This window comes from Bacteroidales bacterium, assembly GCA_022647615.1.
GTDB lineage: Bacteria > Bacteroidota > Bacteroidia > Bacteroidales > UBA932 > Egerieousia.
The window spans coordinates 942,183-961,600 of sequence record JALCKZ010000001.1; the positions used below are offsets into that span (position 1 = coordinate 942,183).

Consider the following 19,418-nt stretch of genomic DNA (forward strand, 5'->3'; position numbering starts at 1 on the left):
TAATGGAGTTGGAAAATAAACATAAGGGAATTCACGGCTGGCTGCTGTTTGCTCTCATACTTCTGGCATTTGGAGTAGGCTACAATATTAGGGGTCTGGTGTATAGTTTGATCTATTTATCATTGCCGGTGAGCTTCTTAGATGTTTATTTTATATTGTCAACGCTTACTCTATGTCTGTTTGAAGTGTATATGATTTACTGCTTCTTCAAATTTAAACCTAACGCAATATTTTTTGGAAAAGCTCTATTTTTCATAGTTGTATTTGAGAATCTAATAAATACATTTTTATATCCTGACTCTTCAATTATAGATATAGTCATTATCTTCATTTTCACACTCTTTCAGGCAATTTGGATATTTTTCCTATACGGTTCAGAACAAGTTAAGCGCCTGTATCCCAAGGAAAAACGCTATGCCAGCGGCTGGGACTTTTTCATAGTAGGTGTTACATTCGTATTTCCACTCATATTCCTTATCATTGGGCTGCTGTAATTGGCAAATTGCTATATTTGCAAACATAGGAGCAGGATTCCATAATCATGGAAAAAGAACACTTAAAACACAAGGGCATACACGGCTGGCTATTAGTTGCCCTTATATTGCTTTCCGCCGGTGCATTGAGAAATATCTATGTAGGAGCTAGCAGTTTGATTAAAATGTTGCCAACCTTTGACGCAATATGGATGTTTTCCATTTCATCCTTGCTGGTTACAGGCATGTATGAGCTCTATATGGTTTTTTCCTTTATAAAGTTTAAACCAGATTCCGTCTTCCTTGGTAAATCAATATTTTTTATTGTAGTGTTTCAAAATGTGCTAAGAGGCTTCTTCATGCATACAGCTATTATTTACGCTATTATAATGTTTGTCTTCACGCTCTTCCAAGCCATCTGGTTCTTCTATCTGGTAGGTTCCACGCAGGTAGCGCAGTTGTATCCCAAAGAAAACCGCCGCGCATCCGCCTTAGATTATACCCTATTTGGTCTCGCATTTTCTATCCCCATCATCATACTGTTAATAGGCCTTTTGTAGCTCCCGACAGATTTAAAGAATGAATCCATCGGGATGATGATTACCTTTGAGTACCTAAAATTTTACGCATAAAAAAAACTGTCCTGCTGTTGCTTAGCATCATGCTGCTGTATTCTTGCAATGAGCATGATTTTCTGCCTCACGACAGAACCACAAGTCCGTGCATGTGCGCTTTGATGTTCCTGCAGATTGGACAAACATTTAACTTCATTCTGGCGTTCGCTTCAGCATGAATTCATACACATTTGGAATTCAAAAATTATCAGGCCAATAGAGCTGGGTCCATTTGATTATCAAAATGTTGTACCATGCAAGATGTTATGGTTTGTAGAGGGGGTAACTGACTATTATACCTTTAAATTGTTTTTAAAAAATAATGACTTCTCTGATTTTGAATACAAGTTTATTATAAATTATTTCATCAGCTTTACTCAGACCATTGGAGGATATAAAGTAATGCCATTGGAGCAGTCCGGAACAGATATCTGGATGTTGTTTTATTCTGACAATCTGGAGTATGATTCTAATGAAATTTTTGCAAATCCTTACAAAAAAGGAGCTATTATGGGTCTTTTCATGGATGTCTTTATGGTAAACGCAACAGGAGGCAAGAAGAGTCTGGATGATTTCTTGCATACTCTCGACAGATTCTGTACCTCCAACAATCGCGGCTATACCAAGGCAGAGTTTTGGCAAATGTACAAAGAAATGTGCGGGTGCGATATCACTCAACTCCTTAAATATGTGGAGACTACAGAGGACCTTGATTATGACAAGATGTTGCAGCCTGTTGGCTGGAAAGTCAATAAAACTACGTGGAAGATAGAAGAAGTTGCCAATCCAACCGCAACACAGCTGAAGTACAGGGCGATTGTGGCCAAGTAATTTTTTTCTTCCTGACAGAATTATGTAAATTTGCCGCCGCGTTGCATAGATTATGAAGATATTAAATATCAGGCACTCACATATCATATATTTGTTATTACTGGTCTGCTTTTCATTCGGGATTTTTAGTTCTTGTGTGAAAAATGTCTCGTCTAGTTTTGTAAATCCAAAAGATACTGTTGCGTATTGGTTGACAAGAGATAAAAATATTGTATACGTAAATAGAGTCGACATAGATACTGCATGTTATTATATCGGCTTTAGAAATCAAAATCAAGTGTTTGTTGTCCAGGCAAATAGAAGTACAAGAGCAAAATTGTCTGAAGTAGATATATCTTATAATATAGGAGATAATAATTACATACGCCCTTTGGATATAATTCGTGCGACAAAGGATGTGTACCTCATAGTTGCTCCAATAATGAGTCGGAGTACGATAGATAAATACATATCAGGAAAAGACATCCAAAAAGAATTACTTATTGTTTTTCACAAAGATTCACAAAAATTAGAAATACCTGAAGTTGGCTCTAACTTCTTTTTTAATGCTACACAAATTTTGCCCAATAATAACATATATTGTTATTTGACAGATCAGGAATATGCTAGATTAAATTTAACTAAAACTGTATCGTCTGCTTTATTGGATAAGAATGGTAATTTTTTGACTTCTTTAGGCAAAATCAGGATTCCGGATAATAATTCTAAAATACTGTATCTTAATGATATAGACTATATACAGGCCAATAATGATTCTATCATAAGAACTTCTTTTGATATGTCTAAAAAGACGGTTTGGTCTCATAAACTAGTCAATGTTAAGGGAACGCTTTCTTTGACAAAAGACAATGATTTGCTTTCTGCTTTTTATTCAAATTCTGATAGGGTGTACAAGATTTATATAAATATTTCTTCCGGAGAACTGAAACCATTGGCAAAAAAAATAGAGACTAATATTACGCCAAATGATTTAACGTTACAGCTTAAGACAACCTTCCCGATGACATATTCTATCATCCCCAATAATGTGTATGTTCCTGGTGCTAAGATTTCAGTGGGGGATGATAAAATTATTTCCGTCTCTTCCTCCGGAGTTATTACTCCGCTGAAAGAGGGTACAAGTACATTGGGTTTAATGAGTAATGATGGTTTTGCAGATACAACATATACCTTTACGGTTGTCAATAATACAATTACAATTAGTCCCAATAGCCTGTCGTTAATCATAGGTGAGTCACAGCAGTTGTCGTATAATGTTACGGGTACCGTTGATAAAAATAATTTAATATGGACATCTACTAAACCTTCTATTGCTCAGGTAGATAATAAGGGTTTTGTTTCAGGCTTGTCCAGGGGCGGTTCATTGGTTATTGCTAAGAGCCAGGATGGTTTGGCAGCAGATACCTGTGCCGTGACGGTTAAAAGACTAGATGATTTATTTGAATTGGAAAAATGTCAGCTATCTTATTTTGGCAATGATACTTCTGGCTATATGGCAATTTCCGTTATTTTTAATAATACGTTACCATATTCTTGTACTTTAAAGAGCTTAAATATTGTAGGTGGTGCTAGTGATATTTATCAGATGATTTCTTCTCCTGTGGAATTTGAGACAGGCAAGACATTACAGATTGAGAAGCCTAAATTTGTGATACATCACGGTAATAGCATTATCCTTGATTGGGTTGTAGTGATTAAAGGTGTAGAGTATTCTAACAGTTTGTCTTTGATGGAATTCTCTTCTAATTCTAGTAGTGCTAAGAGAGTAAAAATCAGTAAATCGTTTATTAGATATTTTTATTCTTCACAGCAGAATCTATTTGCCGCAGGCCGCGACCGTAGGGAGCGTGCAGCTTCGCGCGAAGCATGCGTGAAAAACATGCAAATCAAACAAATTGTTCCAAATCGTAAAAACTTCTCATTAACAGCAGGATAAATATACTATTTGGCTTGGAGAACGCATGGCTCCAATTGTATATTGCGTGAAAAAATATACACTTATAAATTTGGAACTCATGGAAAATTCTAGTACTATTGTACATAATTATGTACATAAAATTTTAAGCAAAATGGAGAACCTTATAGTTACAACTGCAAACTTTCGTAAGGACATAAAGAGTTATTTTGATGCTGCCGAGGCAGGTAAGAAAGTGCTTATTAGGCGTGGTAATCAATTATTTACCCTTGTACCACTGTCGGATGATGATGTTGACTTTTCTCCAAAAATGATAGACAAAATAAAGAAGTCAATAGACCAAATTCACAAAGGTAAGAGCATCCAAGTCAGTACTCCGGAAGAGCTAAATAATCTTCTTAAAAAGTTATGATGTACAAGTTGACCTTTTCCAAAAGTGCACTTAAGGATATTTCTTTATTGCGCAAATCTGCTCCGCAAGTCTTTGATAAATTACAACTTCTTTTGTTGGAGCTTATGAAAAATCCACGGAGTGGTACAGGCAAGGTTGAACTTTTAAAGTACGGATTAAAAGGCTGTTATTCAAGGAGGATAACTAAGGAACACAGACTTGTTTATTCTATTAACGATGATTTAATAACTGTTTATATAATTTCTGTTGTTGGACATTATAGTGAGTAGACATATAAATCAAATTACCTTGCCGTACGCATGCAAGCGTAGTGTAGCATGCAGAACATGCAAATGAAAAAGGGCAGATTGCCAAACCCTATCAGAATACCAAATCTGAATCGGGAAAAACAATCAGCCCCAACTGGTTCCCAAGGTAAAAGATTAACTTCTATGTTGCAAAATAATTCTCCAAACAAGCCTTGCCAAATTTTGATGTTCACTTCATAGTAGTTACCTTTGCATTACGTTTGCCAGAAGAGGAGTGGAGATTGTACTGATGGCGCACTTGATATTGTGCTGGATGTTCCACTTATGTTTCTGGCAACGTCTTTTAAGCCGAGTTGCTTTTTAACGTCAGCGGAATTGTACCGCTGTTTAAAAAGTAGCTCGGTTTTTTTTCTTCTTCACGACAGAAATTAATGTTGTAGGAAATTCACAAGGCAAAAATACGCGCAGCGTTTTTTTGCCCGCGACCAGAAGGAGCGTGCAGCTCCGCGCGAAGCATGCGTGAAAAACATGCAAATCAAACAAATTGTTCCAAATCGTAAAAAACGATTTATATTTATAGCATTAAGAATATAGAGAACATTTAGTCATGGCAAAAATTGAGAATGAGAAACAATATGCCGCTGCTACAAAGCGCATAGAACAACTGTTAAAGGTTGTTGATGAGAATACTCCGGATGATGATATCAAATCCGTAGAGCTTGTTTTACTCTCAAATCTAGTAGCCGACTATGATGAAAAACATTATCCAATAAAAGCTCCATCTTTATCGGACGTACTTAAACTGCGCATGTATGAACGCAAAATGTCACAAAAAGATCTTGCTAAAACACTAAACGTCAGCCCTTCACGTGTAAGCGAATACATGACTGGAAAAAGCGAGCCAACTCTTTCAATAGCACGCGCAATGGTTAAGAAACTTGCAATATCTCCTGAGGTTGTATTGGGTTTGTAAGTTATGAATTGCTTTCAGTTTTTTCATCCCGACAGGATTCATGGGCTTTAAAAAACTCAATCAGCTTATTATTAGACAGTTGCATGGTTGCGTTCTGCTTAAAATGCTACAACGTATCGTTGTAACGTGCAGACAATGTGGCAATTGAGTTTTTTAAAGGCGATGAAAAGCTCACAAGGCAAAAAATAGCGCAGCCTTTTTTTGCCCGCGACCGGAGGGAGCGTGCAGCTCCGCGCGACTGCGCGTTGACCACTAGGCGGTGCGGTGCTTTGTGCCGCACCGCTTGATTTTAATGACACAAATTGTCACTCAGCTGTTTTATCTTTGCAAAATTAAGAGACAGCGCATGATACTCTTGAACGCAATATAGCGGTATAAGAAATTTTTAAAAAATAAAGTCAGATGAAAACAAATGACTATTCTAAGAATAGTGCAATCTGCAGAATAATAGCAAGTTGCAATCCTCGTTTCGCTAAAAGGCATTATCATGGAGAAGAAGTGTTGCAGAGGGACGGGACAATACCTGTGCGTTGGGTACATGATGACAATTTTGGACATCTGTATACGAGGGAAGAAGCACATGAGAAACTAATTGGATATGCGAGAAAATATTATTTAGGGGGGAATGATGCACAGGAATTTAAAAGTATTCAGGATGCAAAAGATTATTATAGAGAGATTGGTGACCCAGAAAGTGAATGGGATTTTTCTTGGTATGAAGGACCTGGATTTTATGAAAATGAAATACCGGATTGGTTGTATAGCGAAGTAGAACACAAAGAAGGCGCTATGACATGGAGCATTGAAGAAGTTTAAGGCCGTACATGGCCTCTAAAAGCAGCAATTAAACGGCGGCAACGGATAAGCGGCATACATCATTATTATGAAAGAAATTTATGATAATTTACTGACAGAATATAAGGGTCTTAAGTACATAGAAACGACATCGGATATGAACGGCAAACCGGCAGACGTGCAAGGTGCAGTAATTGGATTTAGTGATTTTGCAAAAGCTAAACAATTGGCAAAGAAATACAATTTAAAGATTGAAATATTCACAAAACAAAAAGATTGCAAGTTTTGGTATAGAACTGGTAAAAAAGCACTTAACGCATTTGAACGCTCTTCAAAAGAATATGGAAAGGAATATTCTCAATATAGACGTGGCGATGCTAAGTATTACATCAAAGATGAGCTTGAAATGTTAAAAGAAATAATAGAGAATTTTGACGATTTTGAAACAATTGAGGAATACATATCTAATTCTAAAAGAATCGCTGGGCAAATGGAGAATCTTAAAGATAATCAATTGCTTATAGTAGGCGATTGCGATAATACAGAGATTGTAGACAAATTAACAATGAATTATGAGCATAATTCACTGTGTCATGCAATTGGGCTTATAGAGAGGGTTTAAAAAACCTCAACAAGCCTTGCCAAATTTTGATGTTCACTTCATAGTAGTTACCTTTGCATTACGTTTGCTAGAAGATGAGTGGAGATTATACTGATGGCGCACTTGATATTGTGCTGGATGTTCCACTTATGTTTCTGGCAACGTCCTTTAAGCCGAGTTGCTTTTTAACGTCAGCGGAATTGTACCGCTGTTTAAAAAGTAGCTCGGTTTTTTTTCTTCACGACAGAAGGTTATGGGCGATAAAAAAGACAATCAACTTATTATTAGACAGTTGCAAGGTTGCGCTCTGCCTAAAATGCCGCAACGTGCCGTTGTAATATGCGGATAATGTGGTGAATAACATTTTTAAAGGCGATGAAAAAAAATTTGTATTTTAGATTATTGATATACACCGTTGACTTGCTTCACCCTGCAGACCGTGCTGTTGTGAATTGCTTTCAGTTTTGTAATTTAGATCATTGATATACACCGCAACAGCCTCATAACCAAGCTGACGGCAGGTTGTGAATTGCTTTCAGTTTTGTAATTTAGATCATTGATATACACCTTAGCGTAACCGGTAATCATTATAGAGCCGGTTGTGAATTGCTTTCAGTTTTGTAATTTAGATCATTGATATACACCACGTGGAAGTATCTTTAATCACCTTGGTTAGTTGTGAATTGCTTTCAGTTTTGTAATTTAGATCATTGATATACACCCACATAATGCGTTGGTATTGCAAACGTCTAGTTGTGAATTGCTTTCAGTTTTGTAATTTAGATCATTGATATACACCTGCTTAGCCTTGCTCCGCCCATACTGTAGAGTTGTGAATTGCTTTCAGTTTTGTAATTTAGATCATTGATATACACCAGATGACTGCAGCATAGATTGCGTTTGCACGTTGTGAATTGCTTTCAGTTTTGTAATTTAGATCATTGATATACACCGAATCCGGATGATAATGGTGACGGCGCAGGGTTGTGAATTGCTTTCAGTTTTGTAATTTAGATCATTGATATACACCAAACTCAATTGTTTGTGAAACACTGGCTGTGTTGTGAATTGCTTTCAGTTTTGTAATTTAGATCATTGATATACACCACAATAGCTGTGGGATCATTGGAATATCCAGTTGTGAATTGCTTTCAGTTTTGTAATTTAGATCATTGATATACACCGAACAAGATGCAGGTGCTTGCCACGCTTGTGTTGTGAATTGCTTTCAGTTTTGTAATTTAGATCATTGATATACACCCTTCATCAGATAACGCTTATAGTCATCCTCGTTGTGAATTGCTTTCAGTTTTGTAATTTAGATCATTGATATACACCGAGTGAGATGCTACAACGGTTACAGGACACGTTGTGAATTGCTTTCAGTTTTGTAATTTAGATCATTGATATACACCCCTTAAAATCAGATGAATAACCTTTGTTGTGTTGTGAATTGCTTTCAGTTTTGTAATTTAGATCATTGATATACACCACCAATATTATCACCAACCATAGCCAATGTGTTGTGAATTGCTTTCAGTTTTGTAATTTAGATCATTGATATACACCGTTGATTATCTTTTTTTAGATAAAAATGATGTTGTGAATTGCTTTCAGTTTTGTAATTTAGATCATTGATATACACCTCGTTGTATTTGAACTGCTGGAGGTACTTGGTTGTGAATTGCTTTCAGTTTTGTAATTTAGATCATTGATATACACCCGCAAATGATTCGGATTCTTCCGCAGTATAGTTGTGAATTGCTTTCAGTTTTGTAATTTAGATCATTGATATACACCCACTTTCATTTGGAGTGTCATTGACAAGTTGTTGTGAATTGCTTTCAGTTTTGTAATTTAGATCATTGATATACACCATGAAGTGCACTGATAACAGTTCCTCTGCTGTTGTGAATTGCTTTCAGTTTTGTAATTTAGATCATTGATATACACCCTTCTTGCAAACGTTTATCACGTTGCATCTGTTGTGAATTGCTTTCAGTTTTGTAATTTAGATCATTGATATACACCTATTTGGAATCCAGCAGTATCAAACGGTATGTTGTGAATTGCTTTCAGTTTTGTAATTTAGATCATTGATATACACCGCTTGGGCTATTACAGCCAAGAAAAGCGAGTTGTGAATTGCTTTCAGTTTTGTAATTTAGATCATTGATATACACCTTACAGAGACGAGAGAACCTGACAACTCGGTTGTGAATTGCTTTCAGTTTTGTAATTTAGATCATTGATATACACCTAAAGCAAAGTTTAACCTTGTAGACAAAGGGTTGTGAATTGCTTTCAGTTTTGTAATTTAGATCATTGATATACACCACTTTATTCTCAGGATGTAACTGTAACGGTGTTGTGAATTGCTTTCAGTTTTGTAATTTAGATCATTGATATACACCATTTGACTGAGTAAACATTATTCCAGAACGTTGTGAATTGCTTTCAGTTTTGTAATTTAGATCATTGATATACACCTAATGCTACACGAATATCATCATAAAAAGTGTTGTGAATTGCTTTCAGTTTTGTAATTTAGATCATTGATATACACCCGCAAATTGATGGGGATAAATCTCAAACAGTTGTGAATTGCTTTCAGTTTTGTAATTTAGATCATTGATATACACCTATAACGGTATTGTGCATTGTACGTTTATTGTTGTGAATTGCTTTCAGTTTTGTAATTTAGATCATTGATATACACCACACTCAAAAACATTACGTTTCCAAGTCCTGTTGTGAATTGCTTTCAGTTTTGTAATTTAGATCATTGATATACACCCATGGCGATAAAAACAAGTCATTAATCAAGGTTGTGAATTGCTTTCAGTTTTGTAATTTAGATCATTGATATACACCTAGAAAAATGCAAGGCAGAGCAGCAGGAGCGTTGTGAATTGCTTTCAGTTTTGTAATTTAGATCATTGATATACACCAGAGTGTTATTCTCAGAGTATAACAAAGGTGTTGTGAATTGCTTTCAGTTTTGTAATTTAGATCATTGATATACACCGTGTCCTTGTCGGTAATCATCTCCGGCAATGTTGTGAATTGCTTTCAGTTTTGTAATTTAGATCATTGATATACACCTTTAGATATTTTAAATCAAGCTCAATGCCTGTTGTGAATTGCTTTCAGTTTTGTAATTTAGATCATTGATATACACCGCATCATCTGTCGTGTAATAATTCTCTGAGGTTGTGAATTGCTTTCAGTTTTGTAATTTAGATCATTGATATACACCAATTTGGAAGCAGCGCAAATGCTTCCGGGAGTTGTGAATTGCTTTCAGTTTTGTAATTTAGATCATTGATATACACCTCCCTCAAAAATTCGTGTTGGATTGGAATAGTTGTGAATTGCTTTCAGTTTTGTAATTTAGATCATTGATATACACCCTTAAATTCAATTGCGATGTACGCGCCGTAGTTGTGAATTGCTTTCAGTTTTGTAATTTAGATCATTGATATACACCCCTAAATAATAGTGAGTTCCATTGGTGTGGTTGTGAATTGCTTTCAGTTTTGTAATTTAGATCATTGATATACACCGCTGAAACTTGTAACGATGCAGCAAAGGCTGTTGTGAATTGCTTTCAGTTTTGTAATTTAGATCATTGATATACACCACCATTGCAGAGACTTCCGGGTTCATTCTTGTTGTGAATTGCTTTCAGTTTTGTAATTTAGATCATTGATATACACCTGCTGTCAGAAGATGGAAACTTTCTGATGGGTTGTGAATTGCTTTCAGTTTTGTAATTTAGATCATTGATATACACCTTCACAGATTGTGAATGGAGGAGTTGAGGCGTTGTGAATTGCTTTCAGTTTTGTAATTTAGATCATTGATATACACCTAGCGGTAGAAGAACTAAAACCATTAAAGGGTTGTGAATTGCTTTCAGTTTTGTAATTTAGATCATTGATATACACCTGCTTCTTCATATTCCCTGTAACGGCATTGATATATTCAGTGGCAGTTGTGAATTGCTTTCAGTTTTGTAATTTAGATCATTGATATACACCTTAAAATAGACGAATGATAACTCCCGGTTATCATGTTGTGAATTGCTTTCAGTTTTGTAATTTAGATCATTGATATACACCACCGCTTCATTGATATACACCCAAGAACTTGCAGAGCCACCTCGTAAGGATCGTTGTGAATTGCTTTCAGTTTTGTAATTTAGATCATTGATATACACCTTACGAGCTCTGTTCTCAGGTAATCATCAACACTTGGTTGTGAATTGCTTTCAGTTTTGTAATTTAGATCATTGATATACACCACAATTTGAGTAATATACTATTAATCAAATAATTATATGTGGCAACAACGATTTAAAAAATGGTGTATTTCTAAAAAACCCCATCTGTAAGGATGGGGTTTTTCTTTTTTAAAATAATGATAATTGGATGTCCTCGCATTCTACCTTCTTTCGTTTCTTGCATGAGAACAATTGAATATCTTCAAATTGCTTATCGGTAATACAAAAGATTCCAACTTCTCCTGTAGGCGGTAAAACTCTCTTCACTCGCTTCATATGAACTTCTGCATTTTCTTTTGAAGCGCATTGTCTTATATAAATTGAGAATTGGAACATTAGGAAACCATCCTTTATAAGGTCCTTCCTAAATATTGCATAATTCTTTCTATCTGCCTTAGTTTCAGTAGGCAAATCGAATAATACGAGCACCCACATAATTCTATATTGACTAATTCGTTCATCCATTATATATCTGGGTAAACAACTTTTTTAAGTTCGCCGGAGAAACATTTATATAGTGATGCCGTTGTAATTGTCGCGGCTACTTGTAAAGGACTTTTTTGACCATTTATAATTACGTCTTCTGTGGCTAGTTTAAGTAATTCGACCTTAATCTCATGTGTTATTAATGTGTAATCTTTTGTCGTGGAAATGATTCCCAGTACTTTCTTATCAACAAATGGTCTGTATGGTTCCATTATATCGTCTGCAAGACAATATGCATTGTATCTGTTTTTATGGTGTATTCCCAATGTAGGCAGCATGCCGCTACCCACAAGAGCTCTTGCTATTATTGCCCTAAGTAGAGCATATCCATAATTGAGCAGATTGTTTGGAGGTATTCCATTTCTATTTCTTGTAAAATTTGGTATCGCAGGAAACAGATGGCTCCAATAATACGCTGCCGCCCTTGCCTCATAATTATCAGGGTCTCCGCTTCTTACTGAATTAGCACAAATAATCATATTCTTTTGTTCTTCTTGTAATATGGATTTTAATATAACTGCTTGATGTATAATTTTTGCCTGTACAGTTTGTTGCCAAAGCTGTTTCTTTAGTGGGAGACTTGCTTCTATCTGGTCCCTAAATCTCTCACTCTGAATGCTGTTGCCTTCAAGAGGTAATAGCAAACCAACAGGCATTCTGGAATCATCGCAAGTTATTATTGCAGCATTATTATTTAGCAGTTGTGATATTGCATTTTGACTGATAGTAATCTGCTTATTGTCAAGGACGACTATCCCAATATCTTCAATAGGGATTGTCCTAATTGCGCTGTTTTTAACAAACCCCGGGAGGTTAGATTTTTCTACCTCAGGCATTTTAATAACCAGCTGATTATCTGTAGAGGACAAGTATGCCGGATTGCCAAAGTATAATGTTTTCTTTATCAATGCATATTTATTTATTCACCGATTTCCACAATTTCTCCAATATGGTTTAGTCTAACTTTTATTAGTCCGTTTAGACTTGAAATAGTACGTATTCTTTTAAATGTCAGTCCCATTAGAAGGCTAAAGTCATTCACATTTGTTTCTAGATGATGGCGAAAAACATAGTCTTTAGATGCAATCTTTTGAACTCTATATAAATTGGGACTAATTAGAGAATAATTACTGGGGTCCTTTAGATCTATTTGACTAGGATCAAATCCTGTTTCAGGATTAGGGAAAACGAAATATTCATTTTGTTTTAAAGTAAACATAAACCTCCAACCTTCTGATTGTTTGTAAGTTTTATCAATAATTGGAAGATTGTTGTTTGCTCTGACGGTTGCTTCAAAAAATGAAACAGGCACTTCCTGCAGCTCTCCTTTCTCGTCCTTATAAATTGCAATATGATGGTTGTTGCCAGTACTAACAAAATCTGTTGGCTGTGTGTTGTTGTTTTTATCTAAGATTAATTTCCCGTCTTTGTCTTTTTTGTCGTGAAGCGCCACAACATTATTTACTCCCTTAATTGTCACCCTCTTAATAGAAATTCCTTTTTCTCGATTAAGCCATATAGGATTTTCATCAAGGTTAGAGAATGCCTTATTTGCATCTCCGCCAAATTCTTTTAGTCGACTTTCTAATATTGCTTTTACATGTGCGTCAACAACCTTATCAACGCTCAAGTCTTTATCGACTGCTTTTCTTATTGTATAAAGGTCTGTAATTTGCGTAGTTGCAACTTTGTCCGGAACTTTTATTGAATGCGCTGCATCTGTAAACAATGGATTCTTGACTAAAGAATTTTTAGCGGTGAATGCCTTCTTAGCATTTCCGTCAAATTCTTTTAATCTGTTTAAAAGTGCAACCCTATATGCCTTGTTTGCTACAGTTGATATTTTTGTTTCATCAAATGTGGCACCTACTTTTTCTTCTTTTGTAGAATATTGTTTAATGTGGCCGTAGATACTTTCATTATGTAGCTGACCCCTAGGTGTCGCCTGGATTTTTTTATTTACTCCACCTTTCTTCTTTGTAATATTAACATTATCAGTAACAACTTTGTTTTTGGGCTTGATGGATACAAGTATATTTTCAAGTTGTTTCTTTGCTTCTGTTCTAAATTCATTCAGCGGAATAGGAGGATTAAATACTAACTTATCATGATTATTTTTTGTTAGTTCTTTTTGTTCAATCGCATAAATACTGCTAGATTTATCCGAATGCGCGTTCAAATTATTTAAGTATTGTATGTAACTATGTTTTGTAAAGGCAATAGTCAAAGCATCCATGGCGTGGTGTCTATTGTCATTTCTTTTAGTCCAATCTTTAATTCTCCTAATTTGTTTGCCATCCCTGTTGGCAAAAGTCTCTGTTAAACCCAGTTTATCATATTTATCCCAATTAAGTTCTTGCATTACATTAATTAGTTGCCAGTCTTCCCTTAATCTATCAGTAATGGAACCGGTCGTTGGCACAACTGTCTTGACATATGTGCTAAGAATTTCATTTGCTTTCCTTGCAATATATTGAGTGTTGCCTAAGTCTCTGTTTAAGAAATCATCCGGAATATCACTCTCATGCATTTTCAATTTGTTGTACTTTGCTCTGGAGATAGCACCAGACTTCATTAGCTGTTCAATTCTATTAAGATATTCATCGCTATGGCCTTTTGATTCAACATAATCCATGGCGGTCCTATTGTTTTTTTCCCTATTACAAGATGAACTTTCTAATGTTTTGTTGGAAAAAGAATCATCAAATAATTTAACTTTAGGAATTATGTGTTCTACTTCAAAATCTCCGATAAACAACTCATTCTTAGGGATATAAGTGTTTGAATAAAGCGTTTTAAAGCCATTATCCTTTAATTCAAGGTAAAGCTTGTATTTAATTAAATCTTTTCTGCTTATATAACTTCCATGTAAATGAAAATCTGGATCTGAAGTTAATAGTTTTTTATATTCATCATATTCAGCTGAAGACTTGTTAATTGCATCTGTTAATTCTTGTCTATCTTCAGCACTCTTTTTTAATTCTCGTGCTAGTTCAATTCTTATCTCATCAGGTTTACCATATGTATCGTCTAGTTGATTAATGACATTAATCATTTGATTAAGAATCTTTTCAACAACTGGATTCCTCAATGTATTTTTAGGTAGAATCTGTAATTTCTTAATCAAGTTTTTATTTTCAATTTCCTCTTTGGTTAGAGAGCGTTTGGAGTGGTTGTAACCAGCGAGTTCACAGGCTGAACTATAGTTATTCCCTTTTATTAGAAATGGTAGGATTTTGCGAATAGCTTTTGTGCTTAATTCACCATAGTCGGGTTCAAATTTGACCTTTGATAAAATTATTGCAAATTCTTTTGGAAGGCCAGTAATAGTTTGTATATCAGCAATTAGTTTTTCATCTCCGGTTTTAGAATTATCACCTTCGTATGAATATAGCAAATGCCACAGCTTGTAATATGGTTGTACATCTGGATTCCCTTGTATTTTTGTATCAAAAGTCAAGCAGTTTGTTTTGTACCCGAGTCCATTAAATATTTCGCTAGTTACTCTATTTATTTCATCCGCATTTGTCTTTGAAAAGTCATAATCACCATTTCCGCTTTCAGAAATAATTAAAGATAACGCTTGATAAATTGATGAATTTGTTCTATTCCCGATGAGTTCTTTAAAGTTTGCATCATAGCTCCTATAATTCTTGAATAATATTTTAAGAATATCAGTTTTAGATAGTTTTTCTTTATAATTTAATTCATTGGCTATCAAATGCTTCTCATCTTGTGTTAGCACTCTTTGTTCTTCTTCTTTTTCATTAATAACAATAAAATCATTTAACTTCTGCCATATCCTATATTCTTGATAAAATGGAGATGATTTTGGGCATACCTTACTTCCTATTGTGATTATTTTTTTCTTTCCATCTATTATCTTTTCTACTTGTTTGCTCTCTAACTCACAGTAACCAACCAATCCCTTTTGGGATTTTAAGTTTCTTTGATAAAAAATAATTATATCTCGAATTTCTTTTTTTAAATCAGGAGTTAATTCTTTATGAAATTTTGCCTGTGTCTCCCAAATAATTTCAAATTCATCTAAATAATCTTGTCTGTAAAATGTTTTGTTTTTAAGGCTGTAATTAGGATTCTCACTCAATTTCAGAATTTTGTACTGTCCTACCGTTATCTTCTTAAAGAATAGCTCTTTGCTTCTATCGCTTATGCCGCCAAGATAGCCGCTTGATGATGTAATATCTCCATTTACATCACTTACCACGTATGCTAACTGGTTAATATCTAATTTCTCTTTTAGAGCCTTGACTCTCCATTGGTATGCCTGCAACTTTTTATCTTTTCCTTTATTATCAGCGGTAAATATTTTATATTTTCCCAGGAAGATTTTATTAGTTTGAGTTTTGCTTTTATTAGAAATCTGTTTTTTAAAATCTTGTGTCAAATACTCAGCATAATATGGTGCCTGTTTATTCCATATTTTATCAAATTCATTTTGCAAATCAGACCTGTAAAAATCTGGTATATAATGTTTCCCTTCCTTTAATAATTCAAGAACAAATTCGCCTGGAGTCATATTTTCATCATAAAGTTTTTTGGCGATGTCCATCCCATTAATGAGAGATCCTTCCTCTTGATTATTAGCTTTTCTATTGCTCTTGTATCCCCTTTTCTTATTGATCATCAATAGGACCCTAGCAAATTGTTCAAGTGATATTTCTTTAGTTGCAGCCTGTGCTCTTAGCTTATAGGTTTCAAATGTTGTTCTGTTACCATTTTCCGAAAGGATTGTTTCATCTGTAATGATGTGATTGGATTTTAGAACATCAATTAAGTTTTTCCTTCTCAATTTATAGCGTTGCAAATTTCTTCGCATGCCCCTTTTGAGTGTTCTGTCCGCTTCTGTTGTTATGCTTTTTCCTTTTTCAAAGTTTTGAATCTCATCAGTAGATAATGGGACAACTCTTACTCCCAGCTTTACAATTGATGACTTTTCATCTTTGTTTTCGGCTTCATTGACCAATGCCCAGCCAATACTGGTTGTTCCCAGATCTAACCCTAATATCCTTTTCATAATGACCTGTTTAAGTTTGTTACTTCAAAGTTATAAATATTTATTCTTTTTGGTATAATCAAAGTTCTTATTATATTTGTAATACAAAACGAAGCAATTCACAATAAGGATTATTCCGTTGTGAAAACATTTAAGAAGGGGGGCAGAAATGCTCCTCGTCTTTTTTTATTCAAACCTTGCGCTACCATTGTGATATCCATTTTAGGCAGCAAGTATAAAATTCTTCTGTGACATTTTCTGTCGCGATACAAAAAATAATTTTACCAATGACAAAAACTGTCGCGAACAAAAAAGAGTTTTGCATAAAACTTTTAAAAACATTTGACTATGGAAGAAGTGGATTATACAGAACAAATTAAGGAGTACTGCAAAGAAAAGGGGAAGGCATTTAAGGACATGACGCGTCAGGAAAAAATTGTTTGCCTGTGTTGCGTTGCTGCATTGACTAAGGCTGAGGCGGATGAGTACTTGTGTTATCTGGATAATGATTTGTCACTGAATAGTTAACGCAGTTGTTGCGATGCAAAGAGAGTTATTGTTGTGGATTCCAGATGGAAAGGCTACAAAAACACAAAGGCCGTAAAAACGGCCTTTGCAGTTTTGCAGCTTCGCAAGTTGCTTTCAGCGGTTTTATGTCTCTCCGCTGGTGCAAATGTAAAAAACATTTTTATAGTGACAAAATTATTTAAGGACGCAATATGCGACCTTATACTGGTATTCAGGGTGTTATACTCTAGTTTTGTTGCATGCACTGTTGTGCAGTGCATGCGTAAAAGGCGGCACAAAGCGCCGCATTTTTTTGTGGTTTACATGGCTACCGCCATGAGGAGGCACTGGCGCTACGCGCCAGGCGTTCGCGGCCTGCGGCCGCTCCGCTTGGGATTTTTCTTTGCTGCTTTGCCGCTCCGCTTGGGAGTCTTGTACTGGATAATGATTTGTCACTGAATAGTTAACGCAGTTGTTGCGATGCAAAGAGAGTTAATGTTGTGGATTTTAGATGGAAGGACTATAAAAACAAAAAGGCTGTAAAAAACATTTTTATTACAACAAATTTTAAAAGGATTTTGGGATGGTGCGTGACGCTGAGTTTTTGGGGGTGTGATGAGGGGGCACTGGAAAATAAGGGTCGGGGTGAAGTCTGATAATCAGAGTGTTGCGGATTATCCGTGTCTGCAGGGAACGGACAAAATGTAAATACTTGATTGTCAGTGGCGAATGTATGCCTTGTTGCGCAGGCATGAGTTTCCTGGCGTGAGCTTATTTGCATGCTCACTGCGCTCGCATGCAGAGCATTCCGCCACAAAGCGGCGTAATGCCTTGTGGTTTACATGGCTGCCGCCATGAGGAGGCACTGGCGCTACGCGCCAGGCTGCGCGGCCTGCGGCCGCTCCGCTTTAGGGGATTATGTACTTGAGGACCGTTATTTTTTAGTGATGCTTTGTTTAAAACCTATGGGATTGTTTGGTTTGGGTTTAGGGGCGGACGGAGCGGTAACGGACAAAGCAGCTATCGCGAGATAAATATTATCTATGTCTTTGCTAATTTTGCTGATTGCCAATTGATTATTTGAATCACTGCGTTCCAGCATTGTCAATTTTTTTTTGAGTTCTTCAAGTTCTGCAGTGAGGTTGGCGGTGGTTGCCAGATAGTTGCGCATTTGAACAAAGGCGCGCATGATCTGAATGTTTACTTGAATTGCGATATCACTTTTAAGAAGCCCAGATAGCATGGCTAACCCTTGCTCGGTAAATGCTACGGGTCTCCATCTCCTTCCTCCCCAACTTGAAATCACAATCTGTGATTTCAAGTTTGCAAGCTCTGCGTCATCCAATTTGAACATGAAGTCTGTCGGGAATCTTTTCATATTTCTCTTAACTGCTTGATTTATAGCTCTTGTCTCTACCCCATATAATGATGCCAGTTCACAATCTAACATTACTTTTACACCTCTGATGGTGTAGATTTTACTACTGATGTTCTCCAATTCATTTTCCATAATTTGTTGCTTTATAAAATCAGGGAACAATTATATGTAACCAGATCGTCAATTCTGTGTCATATCGTAAAAATTTTTTCCGGAAAAGTAAAAAGTTTGTGCGATAGGAACAATTTGCATGCTTGCTGCGCTCGCATGCAGAGCATTCCGCCACAAAGCGGCGTAATGCTTTGTGGTTTACATGGCTGCCGCCATGAGGAGGCACTGGCGCTACGCGCCAGGCGTTCGCGGCCTGCGGCCGCTCCGCTTGGATTTTTCTTTGCTGCTTTGCCGCTCCGCTTGGGAGTCTTGTATTGAATAATGATTTGTCACTGAATAGTTAACGCAGTTGTTGCTATGCAGAGAGAGTTAATGTTGTGGATTCCAGATGGAAGGACTATAAAAACAAAAAGGCTGTAAAAAACATATTTATTACAACAAATTTTAAAAGGATTTTGGGATGGTGCGTGACGCTGAGTTTTTGGGGGTGTGATGAGGGGGCACTGGAAAATAAGGGTCGGGGTGAAGTCTGATAATCAGAGTGTTGCGGATTATCCGTGTCTGCAGGGAACGGACAAAATGTAAATACTTGATTGTCAGTGGCGAATGTATGCCTTGTTGCGCAGGCATGAGTTTCCTGGCGTGAGCTTATTTGCATGCTTGCTGCGCTCGCATGCAGAGCATTCCGCCACAAAGCGGCGTAATGCCTTGTGGTTTACATGGCTGCCGCCATGAGGAGGCACTGGCGCTACGCGCCAGGCTCCGCGGCTTG

Annotated in this window: 14 protein-coding genes and 3 CRISPR repeat arrays; of the genes, 10 read left to right on the forward strand and 4 right to left on the reverse strand. The window is 36.1% G+C overall.

All coding sequences use genetic code 11. From position 1 onward, the window contains the following. Window positions 1-2: 2 nt before the first annotated feature. From LKM37_04125 to LKM37_04165, 9 genes are all read left to right on the forward strand, one after another. Window positions 3-494 (forward strand): hypothetical protein, encoded by a 492-nt coding sequence (locus LKM37_04125; GenBank protein MCI1720196.1) that lies wholly within the window; start codon window positions 3-5, stop codon window positions 492-494. Window positions 495-541: 47 nt separating this feature from the next. After that, window positions 542-1,033, forward strand: a complete 492-nt coding sequence (locus tag LKM37_04130) for a hypothetical protein (GenBank protein MCI1720197.1) — start codon at window positions 542-544, stop codon at window positions 1,031-1,033. Between the two features lie 189 nt (window positions 1,034-1,222). Next, window positions 1,223-1,918, forward strand: a complete 696-nt coding sequence (locus LKM37_04135) for a hypothetical protein (protein MCI1720198.1) — start codon at window positions 1,223-1,225, stop codon at window positions 1,916-1,918. Between the two features lie 52 nt (window positions 1,919-1,970). Continuing rightward, a complete protein-coding gene (locus LKM37_04140) occupies window positions 1,971-3,854 on the forward strand; it encodes an Ig-like domain-containing protein (protein MCI1720199.1) in 1,884 nt (627 codons plus the stop codon). Window positions 3,855-3,933: 79 nt separating this feature from the next. Beyond that, window positions 3,934-4,245, forward strand: coding sequence for a hypothetical protein (locus LKM37_04145; protein MCI1720200.1), 312 nt, complete (start codon window positions 3,934-3,936; stop codon window positions 4,243-4,245). Continuing rightward, window positions 4,242-4,514, forward strand: coding sequence for a Txe/YoeB family addiction module toxin (locus tag LKM37_04150; GenBank protein ID MCI1720201.1), 273 nt, complete (start codon window positions 4,242-4,244; stop codon window positions 4,512-4,514). Before LKM37_04145 ends, LKM37_04150 begins: the two co-directional genes overlap by 4 nt. A gap of 586 nt (window positions 4,515-5,100) precedes the next feature. Beyond that, on the forward strand, window positions 5,101-5,466 hold the full coding sequence (locus tag LKM37_04155; GenBank protein ID MCI1720202.1) for a helix-turn-helix domain-containing protein: 366 nt from the start codon (window positions 5,101-5,103) through the stop codon (window positions 5,464-5,466). A gap of 402 nt (window positions 5,467-5,868) precedes the next feature. Continuing rightward, window positions 5,869-6,282 carry a hypothetical protein gene (locus LKM37_04160; GenBank protein ID MCI1720203.1) on the forward strand — a complete coding sequence of 138 codons (414 nt, stop codon included), beginning with the start codon at window positions 5,869-5,871 and terminating at the stop codon, window positions 6,280-6,282. Between the two features lie 67 nt (window positions 6,283-6,349). Next, complete coding sequence (locus LKM37_04165) at window positions 6,350-6,883, forward strand: hypothetical protein (protein MCI1720204.1); 534 nt, start codon at window positions 6,350-6,352, stop codon at window positions 6,881-6,883. Between the two features lie 423 nt (window positions 6,884-7,306). Further along, window positions 7,307-8,354: direct repeats of the CRISPR family, unit length 47 nt; unit sequence GTTGTGAATTGCTTTCAGTTTTGTAATTTAGATCATTGATATACACC. 107 nt (window positions 8,355-8,461) lie between these two features. Continuing rightward, window positions 8,462-10,736: direct repeats of the CRISPR family, unit length 47 nt; unit sequence GTTGTGAATTGCTTTCAGTTTTGTAATTTAGATCATTGATATACACC. 30 nt (window positions 10,737-10,766) lie between these two features. After that, a CRISPR array of direct repeats spans window positions 10,767-11,168; the repeat unit is 47 nt; unit sequence GTTGTGAATTGCTTTCAGTTTTGTAATTTAGATCATTGATATACACC. A 108-nt stretch (window positions 11,169-11,276) separates the two neighbouring features. Here LKM37_04165 and cas2 read toward each other — a convergent pair. The 3 genes from cas2 to cas9 are packed head-to-tail and all read right to left on the reverse strand — an operon-like array spanning window position 11,277 to window position 16,671. Further along, a complete protein-coding gene (cas2, locus tag LKM37_04170) occupies window positions 11,277-11,612 on the reverse strand; it encodes a CRISPR-associated endonuclease Cas2 (GenBank protein MCI1720205.1) in 336 nt (111 codons plus the stop codon). Next, complete coding sequence (gene cas1, locus LKM37_04175) at window positions 11,612-12,541, reverse strand: type II CRISPR-associated endonuclease Cas1 (GenBank protein ID MCI1720206.1); 930 nt, start codon at window positions 12,539-12,541, stop codon at window positions 11,612-11,614. Before cas1 ends, cas2 begins: the two co-directional genes overlap by 1 nt. 11 nt (window positions 12,542-12,552) lie before the next feature. Continuing rightward, the gene (gene cas9, locus LKM37_04180; protein ID MCI1720207.1) at window positions 12,553-16,671 is read right to left on the reverse strand and encodes a type II CRISPR RNA-guided endonuclease Cas9; all 4,119 of its coding nucleotides are present in this window, start codon (window positions 16,669-16,671) and stop codon (window positions 12,553-12,555) included. 327 nt (window positions 16,672-16,998) lie between these two features. Between cas9 and LKM37_04185 the strand changes: the two genes are divergently transcribed. Beyond that, entirely contained in the window at window positions 16,999-17,178 is a 180-nt protein-coding gene (locus tag LKM37_04185; protein MCI1720208.1) for a hypothetical protein, read from the forward strand. 913 nt (window positions 17,179-18,091) lie between these two features. Here the strand turns inward: LKM37_04185 and LKM37_04190 are convergent. After that, the gene (locus LKM37_04190) at window positions 18,092-18,667 is read right to left on the reverse strand and encodes an ORF6N domain-containing protein (GenBank protein MCI1720209.1); all 576 of its coding nucleotides are present in this window, start codon (window positions 18,665-18,667) and stop codon (window positions 18,092-18,094) included. Window positions 18,668-19,418 lie beyond the last annotated feature (751 nt).

What these genes read in the sequence shown, in the direction of transcription:
- LKM37_04125 (MCI1720196.1), top strand. Translation starts at nt 3, where the DNA reads ATGGAGTTGGAAAATAAACATAAGGGAATTCACGGCTGGCTGCTGTTT.
- LKM37_04130 (MCI1720197.1), top strand. Translation starts at nt 542, where the DNA reads ATGGAAAAAGAACACTTAAAACACAAGGGCATACACGGCTGGCTATTA.
- LKM37_04140 (MCI1720199.1), top strand. Translation starts at nt 1,971, where the DNA reads ATGAAGATATTAAATATCAGGCACTCACATATCATATATTTGTTATTA.
- LKM37_04145 (MCI1720200.1), top strand. Translation starts at nt 3,934, where the DNA reads ATGGAAAATTCTAGTACTATTGTACATAATTATGTACATAAAATTTTA.
- LKM37_04150 (MCI1720201.1), top strand. Translation starts at nt 4,242, where the DNA reads ATGATGTACAAGTTGACCTTTTCCAAAAGTGCACTTAAGGATATTTCT.
- LKM37_04155 (MCI1720202.1), top strand. Translation starts at nt 5,101, where the DNA reads ATGGCAAAAATTGAGAATGAGAAACAATATGCCGCTGCTACAAAGCGC.
- LKM37_04160 (MCI1720203.1), top strand. Translation starts at nt 5,869, where the DNA reads ATGAAAACAAATGACTATTCTAAGAATAGTGCAATCTGCAGAATAATA.
- LKM37_04165 (MCI1720204.1), top strand. Translation starts at nt 6,350, where the DNA reads ATGAAAGAAATTTATGATAATTTACTGACAGAATATAAGGGTCTTAAG.
- cas2 (MCI1720205.1), bottom strand. Translation starts at nt 11,612, where the DNA reads ATGGATGAACGAATTAGTCAATATAGAATTATGTGGGTGCTCGTATTA.
- cas9 (MCI1720207.1), bottom strand. Translation starts at nt 16,671, where the DNA reads ATGAAAAGGATATTAGGGTTAGATCTGGGAACAACCAGTATTGGCTGG.
- LKM37_04185 (MCI1720208.1), top strand. Translation starts at nt 16,999, where the DNA reads ATGGAAGAAGTGGATTATACAGAACAAATTAAGGAGTACTGCAAAGAA.
- LKM37_04190 (MCI1720209.1), bottom strand. Translation starts at nt 18,667, where the DNA reads ATGGAAAATGAATTGGAGAACATCAGTAGTAAAATCTACACCATCAGA.